Source organism: Massilia sp. NP310, assembly GCF_019443485.1.
Lineage (GTDB): Bacteria > Pseudomonadota > Gammaproteobacteria > Burkholderiales > Burkholderiaceae_D > Telluria > Telluria timonae.
Genome location: NZ_CP080379.1, coordinates 2865283 through 2890147 on the forward strand (window position 1 = coordinate 2865283; position 24865 = coordinate 2890147).

General features: G+C 61.4%; 22 protein-coding genes. 11 read left to right on the top strand and 11 right to left on the bottom strand.

The genetic code is table 11. From position 1 onward, the window contains the following. Positions 1-103: 103 nt before the first annotated feature. The 4 genes from KY496_RS12650 to KY496_RS12665 are packed head-to-tail and all read right to left on the bottom strand — an operon-like array spanning position 104 to position 6261. Positions 104-364: a PAAR domain-containing protein gene (locus KY496_RS12650; RefSeq protein WP_081589879.1), complete on the bottom strand. Its 261-nt coding sequence runs from the start codon at positions 362-364 to the stop codon at positions 104-106. Continuing rightward, positions 357-1757 carry a T6SS immunity protein Tli4 family protein gene (locus KY496_RS12655; RefSeq protein ID WP_219864960.1) on the bottom strand — a complete coding sequence of 467 codons (1401 nt, stop codon included), beginning with the start codon at positions 1755-1757 and terminating at the stop codon, positions 357-359. Before KY496_RS12655 ends, KY496_RS12650 begins: the two co-directional genes overlap by 8 nt. Then, on the bottom strand, positions 1754-3493 hold the full coding sequence (locus KY496_RS12660) for a triacylglycerol lipase (RefSeq protein ID WP_219864961.1): 1740 nt from the start codon (positions 3491-3493) through the stop codon (positions 1754-1756). The genes KY496_RS12655 and KY496_RS12660 overlap by 4 nt, the downstream gene beginning before the upstream one ends. A gap of 23 nt (positions 3494-3516) precedes the next feature. Beyond that, the gene (locus tag KY496_RS12665) at positions 3517-6261 is read right to left on the bottom strand and encodes a type VI secretion system Vgr family protein (RefSeq protein ID WP_229520511.1); all 2745 of its coding nucleotides are present in this window, start codon (positions 6259-6261) and stop codon (positions 3517-3519) included. Positions 6262-6528: 267 nt separating this feature from the next. Between KY496_RS12665 and KY496_RS12670 the strand changes: the two genes are divergently transcribed. Beyond that, positions 6529-7371, top strand: coding sequence for a hypothetical protein (locus KY496_RS12670; protein ID WP_219864962.1), 843 nt, complete (start codon positions 6529-6531; stop codon positions 7369-7371). A gap of 3 nt (positions 7372-7374) precedes the next feature. Here the strand turns inward: KY496_RS12670 and hemW are convergent, their stop codons facing one another. From hemW to KY496_RS12695, 5 genes are all read right to left on the bottom strand, one after another. Then, the gene (gene hemW / locus KY496_RS12675) at positions 7375-8610 is read right to left on the bottom strand and encodes a radical SAM family heme chaperone HemW (protein ID WP_219864963.1); all 1236 of its coding nucleotides are present in this window, start codon (positions 8608-8610) and stop codon (positions 7375-7377) included. A gap of 1 nt (position 8611) precedes the next feature. Then, complete coding sequence (gene rdgB, locus KY496_RS12680; RefSeq protein ID WP_005665933.1) at positions 8612-9202, bottom strand: RdgB/HAM1 family non-canonical purine NTP pyrophosphatase; 591 nt, start codon at positions 9200-9202, stop codon at positions 8612-8614. A gap of 61 nt (positions 9203-9263) precedes the next feature. Next, positions 9264-9995, bottom strand: coding sequence for a ribonuclease PH (gene rph, locus KY496_RS12685; protein ID WP_005665932.1), 732 nt, complete (start codon positions 9993-9995; stop codon positions 9264-9266). Between the two features lie 25 nt (positions 9996-10020). After that, complete coding sequence (locus KY496_RS12690; protein ID WP_219864964.1) at positions 10021-10947, bottom strand: PP2C family serine/threonine-protein phosphatase; 927 nt, start codon at positions 10945-10947, stop codon at positions 10021-10023. A 2-nt stretch (positions 10948-10949) separates the two neighbouring features. Next, positions 10950-11948, bottom strand: coding sequence for a serine/threonine-protein kinase (locus KY496_RS12695; RefSeq protein WP_184238963.1), 999 nt, complete (start codon positions 11946-11948; stop codon positions 10950-10952). 94 nt (positions 11949-12042) lie between these two features. Between KY496_RS12695 and KY496_RS12700 the strand changes: the two genes are divergently transcribed. The 4 genes from KY496_RS12700 (at position 12043) to KY496_RS12715 (ending at position 16350) form a co-directional block, all read left to right on the top strand. Next, positions 12043-12930 (top strand): YicC/YloC family endoribonuclease, encoded by an 888-nt coding sequence (locus tag KY496_RS12700; RefSeq protein ID WP_005665927.1) that lies wholly within the window; start codon positions 12043-12045, stop codon positions 12928-12930. 163 nt (positions 12931-13093) lie between these two features. Further along, positions 13094-13741, top strand: a complete 648-nt coding sequence (gene gmk / locus KY496_RS12705) for a guanylate kinase (RefSeq protein ID WP_005665925.1) — start codon at positions 13094-13096, stop codon at positions 13739-13741. 82 nt (positions 13742-13823) lie between these two features. Then, positions 13824-14027 (top strand): DNA-directed RNA polymerase subunit omega, encoded by a 204-nt coding sequence (gene rpoZ / locus KY496_RS12710; RefSeq protein WP_005665923.1) that lies wholly within the window; start codon positions 13824-13826, stop codon positions 14025-14027. A gap of 79 nt (positions 14028-14106) precedes the next feature. Continuing rightward, positions 14107-16350 (top strand): bifunctional (p)ppGpp synthetase/guanosine-3',5'-bis(diphosphate) 3'-pyrophosphohydrolase, encoded by a 2244-nt coding sequence (locus KY496_RS12715; RefSeq protein ID WP_005665921.1) that lies wholly within the window; start codon positions 14107-14109, stop codon positions 16348-16350. Between the two features lie 147 nt (positions 16351-16497). Here KY496_RS12715 and KY496_RS12720 read toward each other — a convergent pair whose 3' ends face one another. Next, entirely contained in the window at positions 16498-17091 is a 594-nt protein-coding gene (locus KY496_RS12720; RefSeq protein ID WP_219864965.1) for a biliverdin-producing heme oxygenase, read from the bottom strand. 28 nt (positions 17092-17119) lie between these two features. Next, positions 17120-17686: a transcription elongation factor GreB gene (greB, locus tag KY496_RS12725; protein ID WP_184238970.1), complete on the bottom strand. Its 567-nt coding sequence runs from the start codon at positions 17684-17686 to the stop codon at positions 17120-17122. A gap of 111 nt (positions 17687-17797) precedes the next feature. Between greB and KY496_RS12730 the strand changes: the two genes are divergently transcribed. From KY496_RS12730 to KY496_RS12755, 6 genes are all read left to right on the top strand, one after another. After that, positions 17798-18916 carry a sensor histidine kinase gene (locus KY496_RS12730; RefSeq protein WP_219864966.1) on the top strand — a complete coding sequence of 373 codons (1119 nt, stop codon included), beginning with the start codon at positions 17798-17800 and terminating at the stop codon, positions 18914-18916. Continuing rightward, positions 18913-19560 (top strand): response regulator transcription factor, encoded by a 648-nt coding sequence (locus tag KY496_RS12735; protein WP_005665914.1) that lies wholly within the window; start codon positions 18913-18915, stop codon positions 19558-19560. Before KY496_RS12730 ends, KY496_RS12735 begins: the two co-directional genes overlap by 4 nt. Positions 19561-19694: 134 nt before the next feature. Beyond that, complete coding sequence (locus tag KY496_RS12740; protein ID WP_219864967.1) at positions 19695-21323, top strand: GGDEF domain-containing protein; 1629 nt, start codon at positions 19695-19697, stop codon at positions 21321-21323. 62 nt (positions 21324-21385) lie between these two features. After that, a complete protein-coding gene (gene fliB, locus KY496_RS12745) occupies positions 21386-22618 on the top strand; it encodes a flagellin lysine-N-methylase (protein ID WP_005665911.1) in 1233 nt (410 codons plus the stop codon). A 321-nt stretch (positions 22619-22939) separates the two neighbouring features. Continuing rightward, positions 22940-24391, top strand: a complete 1452-nt coding sequence (locus KY496_RS12750; protein ID WP_005665909.1) for a flagellin — start codon at positions 22940-22942, stop codon at positions 24389-24391. An 85-nt stretch (positions 24392-24476) separates the two neighbouring features. Next, positions 24477-24824: a flagellar protein FlaG gene (locus KY496_RS12755; protein WP_005665907.1), complete on the top strand. Its 348-nt coding sequence runs from the start codon at positions 24477-24479 to the stop codon at positions 24822-24824. The last annotated feature ends 41 nt before the right edge of the window (positions 24825-24865 follow it).

Consider the following 24865-nt stretch of genomic DNA (forward strand, 5'->3'; position numbering starts at 1 on the left):
GTGCTGTCATACGGACCGGGCCCATGTGGCCCGGTTTTTTTTGGGGGCAGCGATAAAGAAGAATACCGTTTGATCTGACATCGCTACGGAAATCCGCTCCTGATCACTTGTGGTTGAAGTTGTTCACTGTTGATACCAGCGTCGCACCACAGCTGGTCTTGTGGCCTTCATAAGCGACGGGAAGACCGCCAATGGTGTGTTTTGCCTCTCCTTCCACAATAGTGACTGGACCATGTACAGGGCAAGTACATGTGTCGCCGACACACGCCACGGCAAGACCGCCGACAGTGAAGTGCGTAGCGGCGACTTTGCTTACTTTTCCGCCGTGACTGGTGGGGTCGTTCAAGCGAATCACGTTAGGCATCGTCTACCTTCGCATCGTTGCCTGCTTGTGGAATTCCAGCGCCTTTTGTCTCGACCGAGAATACAGATGGCAGGTCATATTCGACTAACTTCCACTCCACCGTTGCTATTTGGTGCGTGTTACCGATCAGCGTATTCCATAAACTCGCACCGCCATCAGCCAACACAGGTGGCAACTTGTCGCCTGCCGTGAAGAGTCGACGCCTTTCTCCCTCAATTTTCCGCTTTTCCAGGCATTCCCACCAACCCGATTGAGGACATATATCTCCAGACTTCCTTACACTTTCAAGCGATACCGTGGGCGGCGGTGCAGGCGGCGGCGTGGCGTCGCTTGGCCGGCGCACACGGATAGTCGGGAGGAGCTTGTCCCACAATGCCAATGCCGCCTCGTCGGTAAGGCTCGGCCTGACACTTGCCTTGGCGTTTTCCTTTACGCCAGTATCCATGCGAATATCCAGTAGCGGGTGCAGGGCGTCGTGACGCTGGCCCACACTGAAGAACCTAAATTCGTGCGCGTCGGTATCGTCTTTGTATTCCGGTCTTCTGGTCAGAATTTCTTCACCTTCCCAGCCGTCAAGTTGACGACGACCTTCGCGCAGTGTTGTGATGCGTGCGAAGAAGCTTGCGAGCTGAATAACACTAGCGCGCTCCCTGGCACTCTTACGCATGGCCGAGGGACTGCTGCTTTCCTGCAAATAATCACGATTTTTTAGCGTCTGTATCGAAAAACGGACATCCGGGAACTCTTTGAAACGAAGACCAAAAGCAGTGTTTTCATATTCTGGCTGAATATCGACAAATCCTCCATCGACACAAAATCCCTGTCCAACTGGAATTTCGTAATCATCACGCGGGCGCAGTTGCGTAGCAAACCGATTCATCTCTCGAACTGCTTCCTCTGCCTCTGCCACATTTCCTCTCTCCAGAATAAACAAATCTCTTCCTATCGGCATGTAAGAATGGATAGTATAGCCGATCGAACTTTTCGCCCCAAATACCAATTTCTGACCAGGCAACACTCCATCTCTTATTTTTCCGACCAATGGAAAATCCTGGACTTGATCTTCTGGAATATAATCCTTTTCCTCTTTTGCTTCGCCAAGCCGAGACGAGGCAAATTCCGCAAGCCTATCAGCCTGATCTCGATAAACACTGAAACTGCCATTTAACTCTGCCGGCCCATGCACCATGATCGCGCCATCCGGCACGGCAATGACAAATCGTCCGAAGCATACGAGACGAGTCTTTTCAAACATTTCACCAATGCGGCCATGTGACTTACTCATCAATTCTCCAGCGAATATAGAAAATCCGTAGCTCACCCCGGAAGCAATGACTAATGAAAAAATCGTTGCAGTCACCCACGAATTTGGGGATAACGAAAGTTTTTTCATTTTTCAGACCATCTCATTGTAGATATGATTTTTAATAAGCTGTACAAGGTAGCATCTATCACTGCCTTATCGTCATAGCTTGCCTGGTGCTCATACCCAGACTGTCTGAAAATTCCCTTGAATTTTCCGCTCCTAAGCTGAGCATCGCCTGAGTGTAGCGGGACAGTTTGGTCTCCCGGTTCTGCGGCAGCCTGCATATCAGCATCGAATACCTTGTCGGGAGATTTCTCGGCTATCGTCTTATCTAGCAGTTTCAATTCTCCCTTCTGGTCATCTTCGACGATGCTCAATGCTTCAGCATCACGAAAAACCGCTGTATCATCTGCTCGCCATACAACTTTATGCCATGCTTTCCTTTCGGCATCCGCACCATAATGAGCGTAGCTATTTTCATGGTATGTATTTTCGATGTGTTCATGAAATTTCTTAGCCTCGTCCAAATGACGGAGAGTTTGCGAAATTCCAGCCGTATTCAAACCAGCCGGGTTAATCCACTCTTCGCGAAATAGACCATACCATTTTCCTCTTTTCTTATATATCTCCTCATAGGGACATTCTTCGGGCCAGCTCTTTACCATCTCGTCATTCTTTCTAAACTCCAACCAGTGCTTTCCATAAAGTCGACTGGGAAGTAATTGCAGCACTCCTGGAGCACCCGCGAGGACGGCAGTAACATCCTTTCCATTATTTCCTAGGATTGCCGCGCCTATGGTAGTTGGAAGGCTGTACCACGTACTCTCAACACCGCAGCGCATACGTTTATATGCAGCGCCCGCTCCGACAGCGGGCATGACCCCGTGTATGACACCAAGTACTTTGTCATTGATTTTTCCTATCTTAGGATGAATTGCGGCGCGGGCCACTAATCCACCCATGGAATGGGTTACCAAGACTACTTTCTCACACCGAAATCCCTGCTTTTGATAATCATCTATAAGACTATTAATTCTTCTTGCGATATCAACACCAGATATTCTATTACTCCTAAGCCAGTTATACCCCATGGCGTGAACAGGAAACCAGCACCCTCTAACAGCAACCCGGATGGCACCCACATCGATTGCGGTCATTGATGATTTTTTATGCGCCCCCCATTTGGCAGGATCAACATTAACGATATGCTTGCTTAAATACGTTTCAATATTTCCGTTCGAAAATGCTGAATTCAGCTTGTTTTCGCAAACCGCCAGAATAGACTGATAGCTACCGAAATACACCTCACCCCAGCCCCGCTCCCGGGCCTTCTGGTCTTGAGTTCGACCATTTTTTGCACCAGGAGGATCTCCCTGTAGTAGAGGACCGTCAAGTCGCCTCCATCCGCCATAGCCCCATGAATAACGCACCGCCTCGTTTCTCTGATCAGAGCTTTCGCTTCGATTCCCGGTTTTGTTTTTTACCGGATCATATGTATCTACCTCAGTAACTTCCGGATCGAGGCGCAGTTGCCGCTCTGCAGGACTGTCATCATATTGTTGAATCGTGACAGAGGAATTATCGGGGCGCCACGATATATTGTGATCCTGCCCTATTTTCTCTTGCCGATCCATCCTTAAGCGCAGATTTGACCCCATAATTCCGGGGATAAAAATAATAGGCAGCACCTTCCTAGGTAAAGTACATTTTACTTGTGGAGTTCGATCTTGTCGTGGTGTAACGAAGCCGTGAGAAACGTTTCCTTGCCTGTTTTTCGGATTCACTGGAAGCTTGTATCCATAAGGCCTGAAAGAAGAATTCATATCGCACCTCCTCGCCAAAGCATTCAGTCATCGAGTGCTTCGATAGTGTAACCACCGAACGGGATATCAGTTTTAAAATTCTCCGTCATCCCGTCGGCGGTGGTACGCCCTTCAATGACCTGTCCATCTTCTAATGTCACCCGATAACGCTGATTGCCAAGCGGCTCACCAGTCGATAGATCCGCCAACCGCACGCGCTGGTCATGTTCAACCATGCTCTTCGGCATGCGCATGGAAAGCGAACCTCCGTCACCAGCACCTGGAAACTCGGTTTTCGAAGATTTGACTGTGAAACTGCCAGTGCATTGATGCGTAATTGCGCCATCCCCGAGTGCCACTTGCGCACCTTGGGTCACAACCGTCACCTTCGGGGATTGCAAGACGATTTCTTCGGTGGCGGAAAGGACGATACGTTTCGCCGATGTGATCTCCACGTTCTCATCCTGCGCCTCGATTTCAACCTTTCCGCTTCCCGCAACCAACTTGGCCCCCAGTGAATGCGCAAACAAACTGATTCCCTGCAGGGCATGAAGGATCAACTTGCGTCCGGCCGAAACCTGCGTATTTCGAACGCTGACCAGATCGATATGGCTCTGCGCCCCAATCGCCACGCCCGCCTGACTACCCAGCAGCACTCCGGCCGGCGCTTCGATAGCGACAATCGGCTTCCCGCACTCTCCCGACGCCGATTTGCCCGCTGCGTTGCTGCCATCCTCCCATTGCTCAAGATGCGACTTAAGCTGCGCCAGCGATTCTCCTTCGACTGCATCCGTCTCATGCGTCTCGGCCAGCTCTGCCAATTGCGTCTGTATAGTCGACAACGCCTCTGCGAGGCCAGCCAATCCATCGCGATCGAGCAACCGCCCCACAGCGCGCAGTGACGCATCCGCACTGATAAGAATCCCTTGCCCGCCCCGCAAGGACAACGCTGCGTCAGTACGCAGTTCTGCACCTTCACCACGCGGCTCGGCCGAACCGTCACGCCTTGGCTGCGTGAGATAACCGAGATTCAGCTGGCTATGCGCGTGTTCGCTCCCAAGCTGCGCACTGATCTGCCCCGGCGTATCGTCCATGCGAAGCTGATTGGCCCGCATCCCTTGCCCTTCCTTGCTCACGATTCCAGAAAGGTGCTTGTCGCCGGGAAGAACGCTATTGCGGCTGAACGAAGGTGACGGCGTTCGAGCGCCATGGACGTTCCCGATGATGAGGGGTTTGTCCGGATCGCCGCCCAAGAACACGACGACGACCTCGTCGCCGACGCGCGGCAGGGAGATAGCCCCATATCCGTTACCCGCCCACCCTGAAGCAACGCGCAACCAGGCCGAATCACGATCACTGCCGGAAGCGCCAGCGCCATCCGCATGCGCATGGTCTTCCGGCCGGCACGCAGGGAATCGGACCTTGATCCGACCACGCTCGTCGCAGTGGATCTCTTGATTCACAGGTCCGACCACGATAGCGGTCTGCGCCTCGGTTCGCGGAAGCTCGATGCGCGGATCGTAGGCGGGAACGATCGGGATCCCCCGCCGCACACACGTAAATCGGTTCGTGTAACGCACGCCGCGTTCAGCACTGGCATGCATCAAGGCGGCGCGATCGCCGCTCCAGCGGTTCAGGGCGAACAGACGCCCGGCCTTTTCGTCGAGCGTTTTCGGCAAGTTGTTTTCGGCTTCCACCCGCAGCTCGGTGCAGACGAATTCCCGTTGATCAGCTGGATGGGTATCGATCTCCGGATGCCCATCGATGCGACGCCACTGCCCAACCCGCATGTCCCGATCGCCGCTTTCTCCCTGGAAGAACTTGGCCTCGTATTCCTTGCGTTGCATGCGCAGCACGCCAAGGCTCCGATAGTCGTCGCCATTGTCACCAGCATGTGGCGAATCGATCAGGTACTCATCGAGACTGGCAGCGAACTGATTCCCCATCGCTCCCTGATCGACGAGACTCGTTTCCTGGCTAGTCATGGACCACGTCTGAGCGTAATCCCAGCTATGGCGATTGACACGCCCAGCCGTCAGGTTACGTACCGCATGCCAGGAGGTGATACTGTCGCGTTGCTCGGTACCGTGATCACGGTGGTAGCGCGCCGCACCGGCCGGATTCTGCTCCAGCGCGTTAGGACTATCGAAAAGGACCAGCGTATGGACCGGGACATCGCTGCTTCCTCGTTCATTCGAGGCGCCCGCCTTGATGAACCATGCGATACCCCGACGCTTCCAGAGACGCCGCAAGAAAGCAGCGTTGGATTCGTTGTACTGCATCGTAAACTCGCGTGGTGGATACTGCTTCAACCCGCCCCACTCGAAACGAAATGCGGCCGCCGCGATCGGATTGGCCTGGCGCCACTCGCGCAAGATGGTTTCGGTGATGTCGATCTCGTTGCGATTGCGGAAAACCCGTGTATTGCAGGTTTGCTCGAGCAGCGAAACAGCGTCCCGAATCATCAACTGGTAAGTTGCAAGCCCGCCGTCGCTCTGCCCTTCGATCACGCCACCGATGATCCCGCATACGGTACGAAGCTTGCCCGAGTCTGTCACGAATTGAAGTTCGACCGGATTGGCGATGAAGCGCTTGAGCTCCATGCCCGCCTGAAGTGACACGCACTGCAGCGCATATTCAATCCCCCCGCAGATCGTCTCGACCCCGCTGACATATTTCACCAGCAGCAGATCGTCGACGATACCGCTTGGGGTGGACAGACGCAGCCGTATGGCGCGGTTCATGTCGGTCAAACTACCAGCAGCGGCGGCAAACTTATCGATAATCACGGTATCCACCTCATGTGAGCAGTTCGCTAATGCCTATGAGCAAACCCGATCATAGCCATGGCACCTTTCCACGAGGTTGATGGTGCGCAACTCTCCACTGGCACCGCAGCCGGGCGCGCCTGCGCGTGGGACAACGAAAACCGGCACGTTCCGTCTTGTCCAAGTTGTAACGCGGAATTGCCAGTGCGGCGGGGCGTGCGGCCAGCGATTTGGATACACTGGCTCCATCGACTGTCGACGATGCGCCCCGCGGCGCAGTGTGACGCCATGCGCAATTTTTTCAACTCACACTGGAAAGTCATCCTCGCGATCCTGCTGGCGATCGTGCTGGCCCTGGTGACCCTCGACACCAGGTCGAGTGTGCCGCCGCTGGCGATGCGCCTGCAGATGCACACCCAGGCGCTGGCGTCCGCCGCGTCGGCCAAGCCATACAGCGCGCTGCGCCATGTCGAAACCTCGTTGCGGCGCTACGGTTACTCCCCTCACGTACGGCAAGGCGGCGACGCGGCGCATCCGGGCCGCAGCATCGAGGTGGCGGTGTCCAGGCTGGCGCCCGGCGAGCGCCCCGCCCGCACCTTCATCGTCGGCGCCCACCTCGACCAGGATGCCCCTGCGGGGATCGCCGGCGCCGCCGCCGTGCTCGAACTGGCGCGCGCGGCCAGGACGCTGCATCCCGCCTACGGCACCGAAGTCCGCTTCGTCTTTTTCGTGAATGATGAACCTGCCGCAGGAGCGGACCGGCGCGCCATCGCCGCGCGCCGCGATGGCGGCAACTTCATGGCCTTCATTGGAACGCGCGAATCGTCGACCCAGGTGCGCCAGGCGCTGGCCGCCTTGCGCAACGATCCGATGCAAGCCCGGCAAGGACTGGCGGCGCCGGCCCACGTGATGGGACTCACCCTGTCGGGGCATGGCAGCGGGCCGGAAGACGGGCCTGCGCTGGTGATCACCGATGCCGGCTTCCTGCGCTTCCCTTATTTCCACGCCGGGGCTGAGCCCGACCAGGAGCAAAACCGGACGCAGGATCGCAACGACTACGACGGCATGGCGCGCATCGTCGGTGGTCTCTCCCGCACCCTGGAGGCGCTGGCCGGCGCGGTTGAAATCTAGGTCTTACTCGGCCAGGAACATCTCTTGCAGGTCGTTCAGGAAGCGCTGCCCCAGCTCGGTCGGCTTGATCAGCTTGTGGTCGCGGTAGATCAGCCCTTTCGCCTCGGCCTCGTTCAGCGCCTTCGTGATGGCGCCGATGTTCATGCCGGTGCGTTCGCCGAACAGGTTCGGATCGAAGCCGCCGGTCAGGCGCAGCGCGTTAAGCATGAATTCGAAACCCATGTCGGCGCGGCCGATCTCGTGTTCTTCCTGCACCGGATTGCCGCGCCTGGCGGCCTCGATGAACGACGCCGGCTGCTTGAAGCGCGCCTGGCGCAGCACGCGGTGCGGGAACGAGAGCTTCGAGTGTGCGCCGGCGCCGATGCCGAGGTAGTCGCCGAACTTCCAGTAGTTCAGGTTGTGGCGCGCGCGCCGGCCCGGCTGGGCATAGGCCGAGACTTCGTAGTGTTCGTAGCCCGCGGCGCCCGTCACCTCGGCGATCATGTCCTGCATGTCGGCGCTCAGGTCGTCGTCCGGCAGCGCCGGCGGATACTTGGCGAATACCGTGTTCGGTTCCATCGTCAGGTGGTACAGCGACAGGTGCGGCGGCGCGAACGACAGCGCCGTTTCCAGGTCGCGCCGTGCCTCTTCCAGGGTCTGCGACGGCAGCGCGTACATCAGGTCGAGGTTGAAGTTCTCGAAGGTGTTCTTCGCGATCTCGACCGCGCGCAACGCTTCGTCACCATCATGGATGCGGCCCAGCGCCTTCAGGTGCGCCGGATTGAAGCTCTGGATGCCGATCGACAGCCGGTTGATGCCGCTCGCGCGGTAGCTCTTGAAGCGCTCGGCCTCGAAGGTGCCGGGATTGGCTTCCATCGTGATCTCGGCGTCCAGCTCCAGCGGCAGCAGGGTGCGCAGGTCGGACATCAGGCGGTCCAGGCCGGCGGCCGACATCAGGCTCGGCGTGCCGCCGCCGATGAAGACGGTGTGGATCTTGCGGCCCCAGATCAGCGGCAGCGATTGCTCCAGGTCGAGGCGCAGCGCGTCCAGGTAGGCCTGCTCGGGCAACTCTCCCTTCGCCTCGTGCGAATTGAAGTCGCAGTACGGGCATTTGCGCACGCACCAGGGCCAGTGCACGTACAGCGACAGCGGCGGCAAGGCGGAGAGGTTGAGCGCGCCCGGCTGCAGGTATTGCAGCGCGGCGCTGGCCGGCGAACGCGGCTCGCCCGGCCCGGGGGCGGCGACTTTAATCGGGATCATGTCAGGCGGACTTCAGTTTCTCGACCAGCGCGCGCAGCGCCTGGCCGCGGTGGGACAGTGCGTTCTTCTGTTCCGGCGCCAGCTCGGCGGTGGTCTTGCCGAGCGACGGGATCAGGAAATGCGGATCGTAGCCGAAGCCGTTCTCGCCGCGCGGATTGGCGATGATCTCGCCATTCCAACGGCCGTCGGCGATCACCGGCTGCGGATCGTCCGGATGGCGCACATAGACCAGCACGCAATAGTAATAGGCCGATTTGTCGGCAAGCCCTGCCAGGTCGGCGACGAGCTTCTGGTTGTTGCGGGCGTCCGATTTCGGCTCGCCGGCAAATCGCGCCGAATACACGCCCGGCGCGCCGCCGAGCGCATTCACGCACACGCCCGAGTCGTCGGCCAGCGCCGGCAGGCCGGTCAGGCGCGACGCGTGGCGCGCCTTGGCCAGCGCGTTCTCGACGAAGGTGCCGAACGGCTCTTCCGCCTCCGGCACGTCGAATTCGCCCTGCGGGTGCAGTTCGAAACCGATGGGGCCGAGCAGCTGGGCGAACTCCTTCAGCTTGCCGGCGTTATTGGAGGCGAGGATCAGGCGTTGGGTCATGGTTATGCGGGTTGGATTGGATAAGCCGGCTATTTTACCGGCTTCACACACCCCATGCAGGTCACAGGAGCCGCAAGGCCTGCTTCTGCAGGTGGATCAGGTCGGCGATGCCCTGCTGCGCCAGGTCCAGCAGGCGGTTCATGCCGGCGCGGTCGAACGCCGCGCCTTCGGCCGTGCCCTGCACTTCGATGAAGTGGCCGGCCTCGGTCATCACCACGTTCATGTCGGTATCGCAATCCGAATCTTCCGGATAGTCGAGGTCGAGCACCGGCTCGCCGCGATACACGCCTACCGATACCGCCGCCACGAAGTGGCGCACGGGGATCGCCGGAATCAGGCCGGCCGCCACCAGCTTGCCGAAGGCGTCATGGGCCGCCACCATGGCGCCGGTGATGCTTGCCGTGCGGGTGCCGCCGTCGGCCTGGATCACGTCGCAATCGAGGTGCAGCGTGCGCTCGCCGAAGGCTTCCAGGTCGAAGGCGGCGCGCAGCGAGCGGCCGATCAGGCGCTGGATTTCCTGGGTGCGGCCGCTCTGCTTGCCGCGCGCGGCTTCGCGGTCCATGCGGCTATGGGTCGAGCGCGGCAGCATGCCGTATTCGGCGGTCAGCCAGCCCTGGCCCTTGCCCTTCAAGAAGCCCGGCACCTTCTCTTCGATGCTGGCGGTGCAGATCACCCTGGTGTCGCCGAACTCGATCAGCACCGAGCCTTCGGCGTGGCGCGTGTAGTTGCGGGTGATGGAGACGGGACGCAGCTGGTCGACCGCGCGGCCGCTGGGGCGCTGTTCAAATGTCATGATGGTTGCTTTCTTGTTTGCTTGTTTACTTGATGACCTGGGATGACTTCTCGATCGCCGCACGGATCTCGGCGATCGCTTTTTCGATGTCGTCGTCGCCGAAGGCGTCCGCGCCACCCGGGGCGGCCTCGGCCCCGACGATGGTCGACCTGACCATGTCCTCGCCCAGCAGCTGGGTCGAGATCACATTGGGCAGGCCGGCCTGCGCGGTGTCGGCGCCCTGCCAGGCGATGGCCAGCGCGGTCGTGTTGTCGGCCTGGGCGCCGCCGACGGCGGCCGCGGTCTGCACCATCGCGGGCACGGCCTGCACCACGCTGCCGGTCGCCAGGCGGTGCACGATCTCGGCCTCGGGCAGCATCGACCACAGGCCGTCGGAGCACAGTAGCAGCACGTCGCCCGGCTGCAGGCTGACCTGGTGCGACAGCTCGATCTTCGGCGCGCTCGAGGCGCCCAGGCAGTTGTACAGCTTGTTGCGGTCGGGGTGGGTCGCGCGCTCGCTCGGATCGGCGCGCCCGCGGTCGACCAGGTATTCGAAATGCGAATGGTCGCGCGTGCGCGCCAGCACCTGGTTGCGCCGCACCCAGTACAGGCGCGAGTCGCCGGCATGGGCCCATACCGCGCAGTTGTGCTGCACCAGGCAGGCGACGACGGTCGTGCGCGGCATCTCGGGCAGGCCGTGGGTGGCGGCATAGGCCTGGATGTCGTGGTGGGCCTGCAGCAGCGCTTCTTCCAGGAAGCGCTCGGGGCGTTTGACGTAGGGACGCGCCTGCATGCGGAACATCATCGACACCGTCTGCAGCGCGATGGTCGCGGCGATCTCGCCGTTCATGTGCCCGCCCATGCCGTCGGCCAGCAGGAGCAGCAGCGAGTCGCGCGTGAAGCAGTAGCCCATGCGGTCCTGGTTGACCTTGCGGCCGCCGATATGGCTTTGCTGGTAGACGGAGAATTGCATGATTACCCCTGGCCGCGCCCGAAGGCGCCGAGACGGTCGACGAGTCCGCGCCAGCCGCCGCGCGCCTGTGCCGGCGCCGATGGGGACACCGATGCGGACGCCACCGCGCGCGGCGCCGCCGGTGCGGCCTGCAGCGCTTTCTGGATCGCGAACACGCTCTGCGGACGCGCGAGCGGATCGAGCGCCAGGCAAGATTGCACGAGGTCGATCAGCTCGGGCGAATAACGTCCCACCAATGTATCCAGCTGCTCGAGCAGCCGGTCGCCGGCGCGCCGGGCCTCGACCGACTGCGGCGTCGTGGCGCTCATGCAGGCCAGCATGGCGGCGCCCAGGCTGTAGATATCGGTCCACGGTCCGAGGCTGGCGCCGCGCGCGGACAGCTCGGGCGCGGCGAAGCCCGGCGTGTACATCGGCGCCAGCATCGGCGCATCGCTGTGCAGGGTCTGGCGCGCGGCGCCGAAGTCGAGCAGCAAGGGGGAGCCGTCGGTGCGCAGGTAGATGTTGGCGGGCTTGAGGTCGAGGTGCAGCAGCTTGTTGGCGTGCACCTCGCGCAGGCCGGCGCAGACGCCCGTAAATACCTGGCGCACGAACCCCTCGCCCAGGCGGCTGCCCTTGGCGGCGGCGCGCGCGATGTGTTCCTGCAGCGAGTGCCCGGATTCGTAAGCCATCACCATGTAGACGGTGTCGTGGGCGCGGAAGAAGTTCAGCACGCGCACCACATTCGGGTGCACGATGCGCGCGAGCGCCCTGCCCTCTTCGAAAAAGCACTTGAGGCCGATACGGAACACGGCCAGGTGGGGCTTGGCGACGACGGGCACCAGTTCGCCCGGCTGGCGCAGCGCGAGCGCGCTCGGCAAATACTCCTTGATGGCGACCGCATTGCCCTCGCCGTCATAGGCAAGGTAAACAATACTGAACCCACCGGACGCAATTTTCTTTACAATGCGGTATCCGGCAATGTCCAGCCCATCGGGCAGGGGAGCGTTATTCTGTGCAGCCATCCAAGTGGGTTTCCTTGCTAAACAGGGCGATTGTGTGGATAAATGTCGGCTTTGTAAAGAATAAAAACCGGGGATCCCATTGAGCATTTCAAGCATGACAGGTTATGCGGTCGCCACCAGCGAAGGCGCTGCAGGAACCCTCACGATCGAAATCAAGAGCGTCAATTCGCGCTTCCTCGATCTCCAGTTCCGCATCAATGACGAATTGCGCGCGCTGGAACCCGACCTGCGTTCGGCGATCATGGCCGCGATCACGCGCGGCAAGGTCGAGGTGCGCCTGTCGTTCGGCCGCAAGGTCAGCGGCGGCTCCTCGGCGCTGAACCAGGAACTGCTGGCCGACCTCGCCCGCCTGCAGGGCGAAGTCACGCGTCACTTTGCCCAGGCATCCCCGATGACGGTGGCCGAGCTGCTGCGCTGGCCCGGCGTCATCGAAGAATCGACGATCGGCCAGGAGTCGCTCCAGCTTGATGTGGCCGCCCTCACCGCCACCACCATCGCCGCTTTCGTCGACAGCCGCAAGCGCGAAGGCGCGGCGCTCGAATCGATGCTGCAATCGCGCATCGAATCGATGGAAGCCATCGTCAAGCGCATCACGCCGCTGATCCCGCAAGTCATTTCGCAATTCCAGCACAAGGCGGTCGAGCGCATGCAGGACGCCCTGGGCCTGGCCGGCCACGGCAATCCGTCGACGCTCACGCGCCAGGAAGTGCTGGAGCGGATCCGGCAAGAAGTGACGCTGTACGGCATCCGGATCGACGTCTCCGAAGAGCTGTCGCGCCTGTCGGCCCACCTGAACGAGACCCGCCACATCCTGAAAAAAGGCGGCCAGGTCGGCAAGCGCCTCGACTTCATGATGCAGGAACTGAACCGTGAAGCGAACACGCTGGGCGCCAAGGCCTCGGTCAAGGAGCTGGCGGATGCGTCGATGGAACTCAAGCTCCTCATCGAGCAGATGCGGGAGCAGGTGCAGAATCTGGAGTGATCCGGCAGTAAAAGATTTTTCGGCTGATCCAGGGCCGGTTGAACGCGTTGACGGGAAACCCGTCAACCCTACGTGGGGTTGGCGGCTACGCCGCCGACGCGTTCAGCGTTTACATGAACTACCGCGGCCCGCGCCGCACCAACGTATTGACAAAGGATTTACCATGCTCCCACACGCCTTCTCCGGCAGCCTGTTCATCGTCGCCGCCCCGTCCGGCGCCGGCAAATCGAGCCTGGTCAACGCCCTGCTGGCGCAGGAACCCGGCATCAAGCTGTCGATCTCGACCACGACCCGCAAGCCGCGTCCGGGCGAGCTGGATGGCGAGCATTACCACTTCACTACCGCCGAGGATTTCGTCACCCGCGCCGAACGCGGCGAATTCCTGGAATGGGCCGAGGTGCACGGCAATTACTACGGCACGAGCCGCCTGACCGTCGAACAAGAGATGAAGAACGGCACCGACATCCTGCTCGAGATCGACTGGCAGGGCGCGCGCCAGGTGAAGAAACTGTTCCCGGACGCGGCCGGCATCTTCATCTTGCCGCCGTCGATCGAGGCGCTGGAAGAGCGCCTGCACAAGCGTGGCACGGACGAGCCGCACATCATCACGCGCCGCCTGCTGGCGGCCGGCGGCGAGATGGCTCACGCTCCGGAGTTCGAATATGCTATCATCAACGAAGAGTTTAACGTCGCCCTGGCCGAACTGCAGGCGATTGTCAAAGCGACACGTTGCCGGTTCGCCCAACAGGCCGCCCGCAACGCTACGCTGTTTGCCCAGCTGGGAATCCACGCGCATCAACCTCAATCGTGATCAGCGCGCCATTCAGGCGCGCTTTTCACCGTTGTCGTTACCCGTTTTGAACTGAATTTTTTCGCATATCAGGAGCACACACATGGCCCGCATTACCATCGAAGACTGCCTCAAGAACGTCCCGAACCGCTTCCAGCTGACCCTGGCCGCTACCTACCGTGCTCGTCAGTTGCTGCAAGGCCACACCCCGAAGGTCGAAGCGAAAGACAAGCCGACCGTCGTCGCCCTGCGCGAAATCGCCGCCGGCAAGGTTGGCCTGGAAATGCTGAAAAAAGTGCCGATGTAATTCCCTTCGGGGTTGCCTGGATTAGCGTTATCCCGTCTTCTGTTATTCTGTGATCACTACGGCTTGACGATTTAACGTAATGAACCTGTCCCCAGATTCGACCAATACACGCAACCCTGCTGCTCCACGCGAGCGGCGTGCCGACAATCGTCCTCCCGATTACCTCGAGCCCGTCGCTCCCGGCGTCGCATCGGTCACGCAGCTGATCACGATGCTGTCCGAATACCTCACGCCCGCCGAACTCAAGAAGGTCAAGGAAGCCTACCGCTTCTCCGACGAGATGCACCTGGGCCAGGTCCGCAAGTCGGGCGAGCCCTATATCTCCCATCCGATCGCCGTCGCCGAGATCTGCGCCGAGTGGAAGCTCGATGCGCAAGCCATCATGGCCGCCCTGTTGCACGACGTGATCGAAGACCAGGACGTCAAGAAAGACGAACTGATCGAGCGTTTCGGCGCCCAGGTCGCCAACCTCGTCGACGGCCTGTCCAAGCTCGAAAAGATCGAATTCCAGAGCCAGCTCGAAGCGCAGGCGGAAAATTTCCGCAAGATGCTGCTGGCGATGGCGTCCGACGTGCGCGTGATCCTGATCAAGCTGGCCGACCGCCTGCACAATATGCGCACCCTGGGCGTCATGGTGCCGGCCAAGAAGCGCCGCATCGCCGGCGAGACGATGGAAGTGTACGTCCCCATCGCCCACCGCCTCGGCCTGAACAATATCTACCGCGAGCTGCAAGACCTCTCGTTCTCGCACCTGTATCCGCTGCGCTACCAGACGCTGTCGAAGGCGATCAAGGCCGCGCGCGGCAACCGCCGCGAAGTGGTCAAGAAGATCCTCGAGGCGGTCAAGAACCAGCTCGCGACCAGCGGCCTGCAGTTCGAAGTCTATGGCCGCGAAAAGACGCTGTACGGCATCTATAAAAAGATGCGCAACAAGCACCTGTCGTTCTCGCAGGTGCTCGACGTGTATGGCTTCCGCGTCGTCGTCGACAGCGTGCCCAACTGTTATGTGGCGCTCGGCACCCTGCACGCCCTGTACAAGCCGATGCCCGGCAAGTTCAAGGACTATATCGCGATCGGCAAGATCAACGGCTACCAGTCGCTGCACACCACCCTGATCGGCCCCTACGGCACGCCGGTCGAGTTCCAGATCCGCACGCAAGAGATGCACCGCACCGCCGAGAGCGGCGTGGCGGCGCACTGGCTGTACAAGACGGGCGACTCGAACATGTCCGACCTGCAACAGCGCACCCATGCCTGGCTGCAGTCGCTGCTCGACATCCAGCAGCAGACCGGCGACTCGGCTGAGTTCCTCGAACACGTGAAAGTCGACCTGTTCCCGGATTCGGTGTATGTGTTTACGCCCAAGTCGAAGATCATCGCCCTGCCGCGCGGCGCCACGGCCCTGGATTTCGCCTACTCGATCCACACCGGCATCGGCGACCACACGGTGGGCGTCAAGATCAACAACGAAGACCAGCCGCTGCGCACCGAGCTGCACAACGGCGACATCGTCGAGATCATCACCGACCCGGAATCGCGCCCAAGCCCGACCTGGCTCACTTTTGTGCGCACCGGCAAGGCGCGCTCGGCGATCCGTCACCACCTGCGCGCGATCGACGTCAACGAATCGGTCGACCTGGGGCAGGAATTGCTGGCCCAGGCGCTGGCCGTACGCAATATCAAGCCAGACCTGTCGGACGCCGTCATCGAGCGCCTGCTGGCCGAAACCTCGGCCAAGTCGATGGAAGAAATGTATGCCGACATCGGCATCGGCAAGCGCATGCCGGCCCTGGTGGCGCGCCATATCTTCGGCCTGATGGAGGGCGACCCCGAACTGCTGCCGTCGAGTAAACCCCTGCCCGCCAGCGAGATCGCGCCGGTCACGATCTATGGCAGCGAAGGCGTGGCGGTGCAACTGGCGCCCTGCTGCCTGCCGATCCCGGGCGACCAGATCACCGGCCAGCTGCGGCGCGACCAGGCGCTGGTGGTCCACACCTGCGACTGCCTGCCGGCCAAGCGCATCCGCGCCAAGGAACCGGACCGCTGGATCGCGGTGCAGTGGGGTGACGAGCTCAACCGCCGCTTCGACTGCCGCATCCGCCTGTTGATCAACAACGAAAAAGGCATTCTCGCCCGCGTGGCCGCCGAGATCGGCGAGTCGGACGCCAACATCACCTATGTCGGCATGGACGAGGATGACGAGCACAGCATGACGCAGCTGCGCTTCACGATCCAGATCAAGGATCGGGTGCATCTGGCGCAGCTGATTCGCAACTTGCGCCGGGTGGCGGGGGTCAATCGCGTGGAGCGGGAGCGGTCGTAACGATCGGCGACGTGCTTGACCACGTCGTTCCCGCGCAGGCGGGAACCCCAGTCTTCTGCCGCGAGTTAACATCAACCGTAGCCGTTGCTCGAGCGGTCTTGGGTTCCCGCCTGCGCGGGAAAGACGCGCTGAGGATGTGGGCCGTTGTCAGGCAGCCTTGCCGACGACGCTTAGCGCCAGGATGCTGTCAAACGCCGCACACGCCCCCGCGCACGCGTCGGCAATCTCGTCCGGCGACTTCACGTGTTCTTTCAGCGCCAGCATGAACGCGCGCCAGCGCGGCCCCGGGCCTTCGTCGGCCCCGCGCAGGTAGCGCAGTGGATGCGGCGCCAGCCGTTCCGAGAGCTTTCCGTACAATACCTTCCCGCCCAGCTGGGATCCTTCGATCACGTAGGCCACGCCCCAGCGGTAGGCGGCGCTGGCATCCTGCGGCCAGGCATGCGGGTGGGACGGCGCGCGCAGCGGCGGCATGCCCGGCTCATTCAGATCGGCGTCGATCAACGCCAGCCGCCCGAGCGCCGGCAAGACCGTCTGCGGACCGTCGGCGAAGCCGTCCAGCCAGCCCTGCAGCGGCGCCAGCCAGTCGCGCACCATCGTCAGGTGCGTGGCATAGTCGTGCACATCGGGGGCAGGACCGGACAACGGCAAGCCGCTGTCGAGCCGTTCGTGGCGTGCGGAAGTGGCGGCGCGCAGCGCGGCCAGGGCGTCCAGGTCGGACGCCGGGTCGTGAGGTCGGTTCATGACCTCATCTTAGCAGCCAACCCGGAACTCAGTCGGCCACGGGTTCGGGATAATCGACCGAGATAATCTCCAATTCGTCCATGCCGAGCGGGGTCTGCAGCGGCACCACGTCGCCCTCGCGGCACTTGGTCAGTGCGCGCGCCACCGGCGACACCCAGCTGATCTTGCCCTTCAAAGGATCGAGCTCGTCCACGCCGACGATGGTGACGGTGTGCTCTTCGCCGGCCTTGTTGATATAGCTCACCGTGGCCCCGAAAAAGACCTGGTCGTTGCCGTAGTGAACAGTCGGGTCGACCACGAAGGCCGAATCCATGCGCTTGGTGAGAAAGCGGATGCGGCGGTCGATCTCGCGCAGGCGGCGCTTGCCGTAGATGTAGTCGCCGTTCTCGGAACGGTCGCCGTTCGACGCAGCCCAGTGCACGATGCGCACCACCTCGGGCCGGTCGACGTCGATCAGCTGCAGCAACTCGTCCTTGATGCGCTGGTAGCCGGCCGGGGTGATGTAATTCTTGGCGCCGGCAGGAATCGCCTGCGCCAGGGCCAACGCTTCTTCGTCGTCGTCGTTATCGGACTCTTTTACAAATGCCTTATTCATGACCTTATTGTAACGAGACTTGGCGTCGCCTGCGCCGGGATTCGCGCGCTTTTATCGTATGATGCAGACAAGCCAAAGCAGTGCGCGCAAAAGAAGCGACGAGACAAAACGATGAGCCTGCCCTCCCCTTTCCACACCGAACATCCTCCCACCTCCGGCCTGGTCTACCAGTTCGTCCTGCACCCCGACGGCAGCACCAGCTTCCCGTGCCTGAACGAAGGCTGCGCCGCGCTGCTCGGCCTGGCGCCCGGCGAGCTGCAGGACGACCCCGCCCTGTTCGAAAACCTGATCCTGCCGGAAGACCGCCGCGCCTACCACGAGGCGATGCGGCAGTCGGCCGCCGCCCTGGCGGCCTGGAACTGGGAAGGACGGATCCGCATCCCGGCCTGGAACGACGTCAAGTGGATCAACCTGCGCGCCACCCCGCATACCCGCGAGGACGGCGCGGTACAGTGGGATGGCATCATGACCAATATCACGGCGAGCAAGCAGGAGCAGGAAGAATCGCACCGTTCGCGCGAGCGCCTGGCCGAGCTGACCGCGCATATCGAGCAGGCCAAGGAAGACGAGCGCACCCGCATCGCGCGCGAGATCCACGACGACCTGGGCGGCAACCTCACGGCGATCAAGATGGCGCTCGCCATGCTGTCGGCGCGCCTGCCGCCAGACCAGCCGGACCTGCACGACAAGGCGAACTACGTCGACGGCCTGGTCGACCGCACCATCGAGGCGGTGCACCGCATCTCGCTCGACCTGCGCCCGAGCACGCTCGACCTCGGCATCGTCGCCGCACTGGAGTGGCAGGCGCGCGAATTCGAGAAGCAGATGGGGATCGCCGTCATCATGCGCTGTCCGCATCGAGACGACGATGGGGACCTGGAACTCGAGCCCGACCATGCGAGCGCGCTGTTTCGCATCTTCCAGGAAGCGCTCACGAACGTCGCCAAGCATGCCAATGCGACCCGGGTCACGGTGTCGCTGCGGCGCCAGCGCAACCTGCTCACCCTGGCGATCTGCGACAACGGCCGCGGCATCCAGCCCGCCGACCGCCTCAAGCCGCAATCGTTCGGCCTGCGCGGCATGAGCGAGCGCGCCAGCGCGCTGGGCGGCACGCTGGCCTTGTCGTCCGCGCCCGGAGGTGGCACGATGGTGACCATCAAGACCAGGCTGGCATCGAAGGCTTCCGCCCAGCAGGCGGCGGCCCACAAGGCAGCGCAAGAAGAAGAATGACCGACAAAGTAAACATCCGCGTTTTCATCGCCGACGACCATGCCATCGTGCGCGAGGGCCTGAAGCAGATCCTGGCCGAGCAGCGCGACATCAACGTCGCCGGCGAGGCCGAGAATGGCGTCGACGCCGCCCGGCTGGTGGGCAAGTCCAAGGCCAATGTGATGCTGCTCGATATCTCGCTGCCCGACCGCAACGGCATCGACGTGCTCAAGCAAATAAAGAAAGACCGGCCCGAGCTGGCGGTGCTGATGCTGTCGATGCACCGCGAAGACCAGTACGCGATCCGCGCGCTGAAGGCCGGCGCGTCCGGTTATCTCACCAAGCAGAGCGCGCCGCGCGAGCTGGTGACGGCCATCCGCCAGGTGGCGGGCGGGCAGAAATACGTGAGCGCGGCGCTGGCCCAGACCCTGGCCAGCTCGATCGGCGCCGACCACGAGGCGGCGGTGCACGAAGGCCTGTCCGACCGCGAGTACCAGACCCTGACCATGATCGCCTCCGGCATGACCGTCAGCGAGATCGCGCGCGAGCTGTCGCTGTCGGTCAAGACCATCAGCGAATACCGCGCTCGTTTATTGGTCAAAATGAAACTCAAGACCAGCGCCGAGCTGACGACCTACGCCATCCGTAACGGTTTGGTGGACTGAATGTGACATTTTCGTTGCGCTGCGGCGGCAACCGGTGCGCTCAAGGACTGTGTTACTGTTTTTTAATTGATGCATGGCAAAAAAGCTGATTATCATGTCGCCAATCCCGCGAATTCGTCATTGCGCAGTAATCCATGTCCATCTCGTCCACTCCCGCCGCGCCCGCCGTGAACCAGCCAGCCAATCCTGCTGCGAATCCCGCTGCGAATCCTGCTGCGAATCCCGCTGAAATCGCACGCGAGGCGTTCCGCCGCCTCGCCACGCGCCGCATCGCGCCGACGCCGGACAATTACCGCGCCATCTATGACGAGATCGCCGGCATTCCGCCGGCGCCGCCGGCAGCAGCTCCCGCGCCGGCGCCGGACTCGGGCGCGATCGAGGTCCTGGCCGGCTTCGCGCGCCGCATGGCCGAGACGCCGGGCGAGCTGTCGGAGTACGGCCGCCGGATGACGCGCGCGGTCAAGCTGGAAGACTGGACCGGCTATACCCAGGCGCTGGGACAAATGTCTGAGCGTCATTTGCGCCGCAACACCCCGGTGATGGCCCTGGGCGACGAGGAACCGGACACCGTCCTGCTGCGCGAGATGCTGGCGCGCACCCTGTCCTTCGCCTGCGCCTCGCTGCTGAGCGGCGACGCCGAACTGTCGGCCGAGGCCGAAGCGCTCGGCGCGGCGGTCAAGACCGCCGTCGGCGAGTCCGAACTGCAGGACATCGCGGCGCGCCTGAAGCAATTGTGCTTCCAGATCGAATTGCGCAAGGACGACGGCGCCGAACGGCAGGACCTGCTGCTGCGCCTGTTCCGCCTGCTGCTCGACAATATCGAGGGCCTGCTCGACGACGACAACTACATGCGCGGCCAGGTGCTGGTGGTGCAGGAACTGATCAAGGGCCCGCTCGACACGCGCGCGCTGGAAGACGCCACCCGCGGCCTGAAGGACGTGATCATCAAGCAGGGCCACCTCAAGCACGGCATCGACGACGTGCGCGGGGCGATGAAGAACATGATGATGACCTTCATCGACCGCCTCGGCTCGGCCGCCGCCGCCACCAGCGACTACCACGCCAGGCTGGGCGGCTTCTCGGAACGCATCGGCAAGGCCACCGACGTGAACGAGATCAACGGCGTGCTCGACGAAGTGCTGCGCGAGATGCGCAGCGCCCAGGACGAGGCGCTGGCCTCGCGCGACCGCATGGTCAGCGCGCATAAAGAGGTGCAGGAGGCCGAGCAGCGCATTCGCGAGCTGGAAGCCGAGCTCCAGCATATGAGCGAACTGGTGCGCGAAGACCAGCTGACCGGCAGCCTCAACCGCCGCGGCCTGGACGATGTGTTCGAACGCGAGAGCGCGCGCGCCGACCGGCGCAAGACGCCGCTGTGCGTGGCCCTGCTCGACCTCGACAATTTCAAGCGCCTGAACGACACCTATGGCCATATGGCGGGCGACGCCGCGCTCAAGCACCTGGTGAAGGTGGTGCGCGAGACGCTGCGCTCGATGGACGTGATCGCCCGCTTCGGCGGCGAGGAATTCCTGATCCTGCTGCCGGAGACCACGGTCGAGGCGGCGGCGGCGGCGATGGTGCGGGTGCAGCGCGAGCTGACCAAGCACTTTTTCTTGCACGATAACGAGAAGATGCTCATCACGTTCTCGTGCGGGGTGGCGCTCCGGGTGCCCAACGAAGAGCAGGCGTCGCTGTTGGCGCGCGCCGACAAGGCGATGTACCAAGCCAAGAATAGCGGGAAGAATCGGGTGGTGATCGCGGATTGAGGGAAGACTTGCTTGGCATACACTACGCGGTGTTATGTCCAACCAGATCGACTGTCCAGACCATGCCCATCCTGCATCGCACCCAGACCCTGTCCGCCCTCATGCCGCGCTTCGTGGAGCGCTTCCGCTGCATTGGACCGAGCTGCGAAGATACGTGCTGTTCTGGCTGGATTGTTCAGGTAGACAAGAAAACGTACAAGGCCTACCGTAAGGAATCAGTCCCCGCACTCGAAAACATGGTCGCCAATACCGTGCGCCTGGATGAAATGACATCGAACGGCGGCTATGCTGTCATCAGACCGGTTGGTGAACTCAAGCAATGTCCTGCGCTCGCTGATGGCATGTGCTCGGTGCAGTCGAACCTGGGCGAATCCTATTTGCCCAATGTATGCCATTCCTATCCTCGAACTAACCGCAGGCTCCACGGCCAGGTTGAGCAGACGATTACCTTGTCGTGCCCCGAGGCAGCGCGTCTGGCATTGCTGGCTGAGGATGCATTCGAATTCGTTGAGACACCGGTCCATCTGCGTGGCTCCGCGCTCCTCGAGGTAAGCCAATGCGCCGGTGTGACACCCGAGTTGATGGTCGAAACCCGGATTTTCTGCCTGAACCTGATGCGTACGCGCGAACTCGCCTTGTGGCAGCGCCTTGCGATACTTGGCACGTTCTGCGATGCCTTGACCCATCTCTGCATCAGAAACGAGCAGGCCACTATCCCTGCCTTGATCAACGATTTTGTGCACTTGATCGAAAACGGCGAGCTATTAGCAACGCTGAATAGCATCCAGCCAAATCACGAAGCCCAAGCAATGGTTTTTGCCACACTGTGGGCTGCCAAAGGATTCGATACCGTATCGCCTTTCCAAAAGAGCATGATCGAACAGATCGCGTCCAAATTTGGAGCTGATGTGTATGGCCAGGTCAGCGCTGAGCGGTTGGTCACGGCCTACCGGCATGGTCTGGAACGCCTGGATGAAGCGCTGTTGGAGGCCCCATGGTTTCTTGAGAATTATGTTGTGAATGAGATGTTTAGCCAGCTTGTTCCATTCAACGGCAACAATCCCTATGAAAGCTACTTGCGCCTGATCGCGCGCTTTGGCCTGCTTCGCACGCTGCTGGCCGTGCAGTGCAATACGGCAGGCGACGTGCCACCGTTAGCCACCTTGGCGGCGACGGCGCAGATGCAGTGTCGCCGGTTCCAGCATGATCCCGCCTACTCCAATCGCGTCAAGGATTCCTTGTTCGAAAGCGGATGGGCGGAAATGAGCAAGCTATATACATTACTCCGGACCTGATCCGGACCATCGGTCACTGCAAGCGCGACAACAAATCAGCTGAGCTCGGCCCTGCCCGGCCAGTTGCGGAAACAAATTTAGCCTGCAAAAAAAACTTTTTTATCCCTAAAGTTCCTCATTCAATTGCCGCCAAGAGACGCCATGCTTGGCCGATGTGCTTGAAAACTCTCAATTTTTTCAAACGTGGCCCTAAACTTTTTCCATAGGGCACCGTTACCAGCAACAACAGCGGTTTGAACGTCGCGGAACAGCGCGACGGACCAAAGTACACAGCAGCAAGGTCGCTGCACCCTGAAAGACCACGTCTCTGGAGTAGACACCATGGCATCCGTCATCAATACCAACGTTGCATCCCTCAACTCGCAGCGTAACCTGTCGTCCTCGCAAGCTTCCCTGAACACCTCGATCCAGCGCCTGTCGTCGGGTCTGCGCATCAATAGCGCCAAGGACGACGCCGCCGGCCTCGCGATCTCCGATCGCATGCAGTCGCAGATCAAGGGCATGACCCAAGCCACCCGCAACGCCAACGATGGCGTGTCGATGGCCCAAACCGCAGAAGGCGCCCTGGCAAGCTCGGGCGACATCCTGCAGCGTATCCGCGAGCTGGCAGTGCAATCGTCGAACTCGTCGAACTCGGCCAGCGACCGCAAGGCCCTGCAGACCGAAGTCACCCAACTGACCTCGGAACTGAACCGTATCGCCAACACCACCGAATTCAACGGCCAGAAGCTGATGGACGGTTCGATGGGTACCGCGAACTTCCAGGTCGGCGCCAACGCAGGCCAGCTGATCTCGATGACGGGCGCGAACTTCAACACTACGACCTACGGCAACAACCGCCTGGAGAACAATGCAAAAGCGGCTGGCACCACTGCCCTGACCGGCGGCGCCTTGGTGATCAATGGCTCGGAAGGTTCCAAGACCCACACCGTCGGTGCTGGCGAAACGGCCAAGACCACTGCAGCAGGTATCAACAAGCTGAGCGGCGACACCGGCGTGACCGCCACCGCAAAGACCGAAGCACTGCTCAAGGCTACCACGGCAGACAAGTCGTACACGTTCACGCTGAAAGGCGACAACACCACCGACGCGGTCACCATTTCGTTCTCGGTCGGCAAGCAGGACGCGAACGGCTATGCCGCAGCCATCAGTGCCTTCAATGCGCAATCGGCCAAAACCGGCGTTACCGCGTCGTACGACGAATCCGGTGGCGTCAAGCTGACCCATGCGGAAGGCAATGACATCCAGCTGACCAACACCACCGTTGGCCAGACCGCAACCCTGGACACTTACAAAACCGATGGCACCTCTGTTGGCGCGGCAACCATGGCAGCTGCCGGCGGCGCTGCTACCGCCAAGGGAACCATCACCATGGACTCGGAAAAGAGCTTCTCGGTGACGGATGCAAGTGGCTGGGGTCTGGCTGCCGGCACTACCAGTGGTGCATCGGCTCTGAAATCGGTGGCTGACCTCGACATCAGTACCTTTGACGGCGCCCAGCTGGCGATCAAGACTGCTGACGCAGCGCTAGCCTCGGTCAACAGCAAGCGCGCTGAATACGGCGCACTGCAGTCGCGTTTCGAATCGGCGATCTCGAACCTGGGTTCGTCGACCGAAAACCTGTCGGCATCGCGCAGCCGCATCGTCGACACCGACTTCGCTGCCGAAACCGCGAACATGACCCGTGGTCAGATTCTGCAGCAGGCTGGCACCTCGATGCTGGCCCAGGCCAACTCGCTGCCGAACGGCGTCCTGTCGCTGCTGCGTGGCTGATCGCCCAGGCAGTAACGACAACGCGAAGTAAGCGGTTCCTCGGCTGAAGAAATTCAGCCGGGGAATTTTTACTAGGGGAATCGACATGCAGATCCAATCAATGGGTTCGTCGCCCGCACCGAAGCTGGATGAACGTCCAGCCGCGGTGGCCGGGCAAGCTGCGGTCGTGGGGCGCCAGCAGGCCCCCGACGCGCCAGCCTCCGCACCGGGCAAGGAAGAAGTGTCGGCCGCCGTCAAGAAGCTCAACGAGGCCATGCCGCCTTCGGCCCAAAGCCTGGAATTCGAGATCGACGAGGATAGCAAGCAAGTCGTCGTCAAGCTCATCGACCAGAGCACCAAGGAGGTGGTTCGCCAGATCCCCACCGAAGAAGCCCTGGAAATGGCCAAGTCGATCGACAAGATGCAGGGATTGCTGATCCGGCAAACCGCCTGACCGCCAGCGCCGCCATGAAGCGCCACATCCGCGAGGATGTG

Excerpts from the sequence above, each read along its gene's own strand:
- KY496_RS12650 (WP_081589879.1), bottom strand. The coding sequence starts at position 364 with ATGCCTAACGTGATTCGCTTGAACGACCCCACCAGTCACGGCGGAAAA.
- KY496_RS12655 (WP_219864960.1), bottom strand. The coding sequence starts at position 1,757 with ATGAAAAAACTTTCGTTATCCCCAAATTCGTGGGTGACTGCAACGATT.
- KY496_RS12660 (WP_219864961.1), bottom strand. The coding sequence starts at position 3,493 with ATGAATTCTTCTTTCAGGCCTTATGGATACAAGCTTCCAGTGAATCCG.
- KY496_RS12670 (WP_219864962.1), top strand. The coding sequence starts at position 6,529 with ATGCGCAATTTTTTCAACTCACACTGGAAAGTCATCCTCGCGATCCTG.
- hemW (WP_219864963.1), bottom strand. The coding sequence starts at position 8,610 with ATGATCCCGATTAAAGTCGCCGCCCCCGGGCCGGGCGAGCCGCGTTCG.
- rdgB (WP_005665933.1), bottom strand. The coding sequence starts at position 9,202 with ATGACCCAACGCCTGATCCTCGCCTCCAATAACGCCGGCAAGCTGAAG.
- rph (WP_005665932.1), bottom strand. The coding sequence starts at position 9,995 with ATGACATTTGAACAGCGCCCCAGCGGCCGCGCGGTCGACCAGCTGCGT.
- KY496_RS12690 (WP_219864964.1), bottom strand. The coding sequence starts at position 10,947 with ATGCAATTCTCCGTCTACCAGCAAAGCCATATCGGCGGCCGCAAGGTC.
- KY496_RS12695 (WP_184238963.1), bottom strand. The coding sequence starts at position 11,948 with ATGGCTGCACAGAATAACGCTCCCCTGCCCGATGGGCTGGACATTGCC.
- KY496_RS12700 (WP_005665927.1), top strand. The coding sequence starts at position 12,043 with ATGACAGGTTATGCGGTCGCCACCAGCGAAGGCGCTGCAGGAACCCTC.
- gmk (WP_005665925.1), top strand. The coding sequence starts at position 13,094 with ATGCTCCCACACGCCTTCTCCGGCAGCCTGTTCATCGTCGCCGCCCCG.
- rpoZ (WP_005665923.1), top strand. The coding sequence starts at position 13,824 with ATGGCCCGCATTACCATCGAAGACTGCCTCAAGAACGTCCCGAACCGC.
- KY496_RS12715 (WP_005665921.1), top strand. The coding sequence starts at position 14,107 with ATGAACCTGTCCCCAGATTCGACCAATACACGCAACCCTGCTGCTCCA.
- KY496_RS12720 (WP_219864965.1), bottom strand. The coding sequence starts at position 17,091 with ATGAACCGACCTCACGACCCGGCGTCCGACCTGGACGCCCTGGCCGCG.
- greB (WP_184238970.1), bottom strand. The coding sequence starts at position 17,686 with ATGAATAAGGCATTTGTAAAAGAGTCCGATAACGACGACGACGAAGAA.
- KY496_RS12730 (WP_219864966.1), top strand. The coding sequence starts at position 17,798 with ATGAGCCTGCCCTCCCCTTTCCACACCGAACATCCTCCCACCTCCGGC.
- KY496_RS12735 (WP_005665914.1), top strand. The coding sequence starts at position 18,913 with ATGACCGACAAAGTAAACATCCGCGTTTTCATCGCCGACGACCATGCC.
- KY496_RS12740 (WP_219864967.1), top strand. The coding sequence starts at position 19,695 with ATGTCCATCTCGTCCACTCCCGCCGCGCCCGCCGTGAACCAGCCAGCC.
- fliB (WP_005665911.1), top strand. The coding sequence starts at position 21,386 with ATGCCCATCCTGCATCGCACCCAGACCCTGTCCGCCCTCATGCCGCGC.
- KY496_RS12750 (WP_005665909.1), top strand. The coding sequence starts at position 22,940 with ATGGCATCCGTCATCAATACCAACGTTGCATCCCTCAACTCGCAGCGT.
- KY496_RS12755 (WP_005665907.1), top strand. The coding sequence starts at position 24,477 with ATGCAGATCCAATCAATGGGTTCGTCGCCCGCACCGAAGCTGGATGAA.